Source organism: Actinomadura sp. 6K520 (assembly GCF_004349245.1).
GTDB lineage: Bacteria > Actinomycetota > Actinomycetes > Streptosporangiales > Streptosporangiaceae > Spirillospora.
In genome coordinates this window covers 1-2,634 of the sequence record NZ_SMLC01000356.1, presented here as the reverse complement: position 1 = coordinate 2,634, position 2,634 = coordinate 1, and the positions used below count along the sequence as shown (strand labels likewise).

At 68.9% G+C, this 2,634-nt stretch carries 1 protein-coding gene; it reads right to left on the bottom strand.

All coding sequences use genetic code 11. The annotated features are described in order from the left end of the window. Positions 1–2,634 (bottom strand): SDR family NAD(P)-dependent oxidoreductase (locus E1289_RS37215; protein ID WP_131988831.1); only part of this gene is annotated, 2,634 nt, incomplete at both ends.

Below are 2,634 nucleotides of genomic sequence, written 5' to 3'. Positions count from 1 at the left end.
GCGGTCGGTGTCGGTGAGGTGGCCGGTCATGCCGGTGTCTTGTTGCCAGTAGCCCCATCCGATGGATTGGGCGGGTAGTCCTTCGGTGTGGCGGTGGGTGGCGAGGGTGTCGAGGAAGTGGTTGGCGGCGGCGTAGGCGGCTTGGCCGGGTGAGCCGAGGGTGGAGGCGGCGGAGGAGAAGAGGATGAAGTTGTTGAGGGGGAGGTGGCGGGTGTGGTGGTGCAGGTTCCAGGCGGCGTCGACTTTGGGGGCGAAGACTTTGTCGATCTGTTGGGTGGTGAGGGAGGTGGTGACGGCGTCGTCGATGACTCCGGCTGCGTGGATCACTGCGGTGAGTGGGTGTTCGGGTGGGATGTCTGCCAGGAGGGCGGCGAGTTGGTCGCTGTCGGCGGTGTCGCATGCGGTGATGGTGACGTGTGCGCCGAGTTCTTCCAGGTGACGGCTCAGCTCTTGGGCTTGGGGGGCGTTGGGTCCGGTGCGGCTGGCCAGCAGCAGGTGGGTGACGCCGTGGGTGGTGACCAGGTGCTCGGCGACCAGCCGGCCGAGGGTGCCTGTACCGCCGGTGACCAGGACCGTACCGCCAGGGCTGAAGCCGGCGGTCGTCCCGTCCTGCTCGGAAGCATCGACGGCCAGAGCGGCCGACCGGGTCAGGCGCGGGACATGCAGGGACGGGCCGCGGACGGCGAGCTGAGGTTCGTCCTGGCTGAGAGCGGTCCCGATCGCTGCGGGGAGCGTCTGGAGGCTCGCAGCCTGCCGGTCGATGTCGATGAGCGTGATGCGGCCGGGATGCTCGGTCTGGACGCTCCGGACCAGACCCCACACCGGTGCCTGTGAAGGATCGACCGTCTCCGGCTCTGTGTCTCTGCCTGTGTCGATGCACGCGGTGGTCAGGAGCACCAGGTGGCTGCCGCTGAGGCGATCGTCGGCGAGGTACCGCTGGATCAGCCGGAGCACCTGCCGAGTAACGGAGTGAGCGCGAGCGACGACTTCTTCCTCGCCATCGACACCGGGACAGGGGGCGACGACGACCGGGGGCCGGGTGGAAAGCTCTGCGACCTGCTCCAGATCGTCGCACGCCTGGGCACCGGTGCCGAGGAGGGCGTTCGCGAACTCGGGGTCGTGCGCGGTCAGTACCGCATAGGGCTCGTCGGCTGCGTCGGCGCTCGGTGGGATGGCCGGCCAGGTGAGCGCGTGCAGATGCCTGCGCTGAGCCATCCCGGCAGGTAGTTCGGAGACGACAGGACGCAGCGTGAGCGCGTCGACGGTGATGACGGGCCTGCCGGCGGTGTCCGCCGCCGATAGGGAGATACGGCCGCCCGATCCGTCGCCGCTCCCCGCGTCGCCGCGGGGCGTGATGGCGACGCGGAGTGTCGTGGCGTTGGCGGCGTGAAGGGTGACGCCGTTCCAGCTGAACGGAAGCTGAGCCTCGCCGTTCCGGGATTCGGTGACCAGGACGGCGGGATGAAGCGCGGCGTCCAGTAGGGCGGGGTGGAGGGTGTAGCCGGTGGCGGCGTCGGGGTCGGAGAGCTGGATCTCGGCGTAGATCCCCTCAGGGGCGCGCCAGGCGGTGCGGACGCCCTGGAAAAGGGGGCCATAGTTCAGGCCCAAGTCGTCCAGCCGCTGGTAGAGCTCGTCGGTCGGGACCGGCTCGGCGTCGGGCGGGGGCCACGCGGAGAGGTCGCGTGAGTCGGGTACCGCCGCAGGAGTGAGAGTGCCGGTTGCGTGGCAGGTCCAGGCGTCGGTGTTGGTGGCGCACGAGTGGATGGTCAGGGCTCGGTGACCGTTGTCGTCGGGTGGGTCGACGGTGATCTGAAGCTGGACGGGGGTCGTGAGGACGAGGGGGGTGTGGAGGGTGAGTTCGTGGATGTGGGGTGTGCCGGTGTGGTCGCCTGCGTGGATGGCGAGTTCGAGGTAGGCGGTGCCGGGGAGGACGGGTGTGTTGTTGATGGCGTGGTCGGCGAGCCAGGGATGGGTGTCCAGGGACAGGCGTCCGGTGAAGACCGTGGTCTGCTCGTCGGCGAGGGTCACGCAGGCGCCGAGCAGCGGGTGCTCGGCGTCCTTCAATCCGGCCGCGGCGACGTTGGCCGCACCGGCCTGGGCTCGCAGCCAGTACCGCTGGCGCTGGAAGGCGTAGGTGGGCAGTGCGGGCGGGGTCGCGGGCCGTGGGACGCCGATGGTGTCGAGGATTCGGGTCCAGTCGGTTGTGAAGCCTTGGGTGTGGAGGGTGGCGAGGTTGGTGAGGAGTTGGGTCCAGGTGGGGTGGTCGCGGTGGAGTGTGCCGACGGTGGTGGTGGTCGTGGCGGCGGGGTGGGTGTCGAGGGTGTGTTGGATGGGTGTGGTGAGGGTGGGGTGTGGGCTGGTTTCGATGTAGGTGGTGTGGCCTTGGGTGGTGAGGTGGGTGATGGTGGGGTGGAAGTGGACGGTGTTGCGGATGTTGTCGTACCAGTAGCGGGCGTGGAGTTCGGTGCCGTTGATGGGTTGTCCGGTGACGGTGGAGTACATGGCCGTGGTGGCGGCTTGGGGGGTGATGCCGGTGGCGGCGGTGGTGATGTGGTCGGTGATGGTGTCGATGGCGGGGCTGTGTGAGGCGTAGTCGACGTCGATGCGGCGGGTTTTGATCTGCCGCTGCTCACA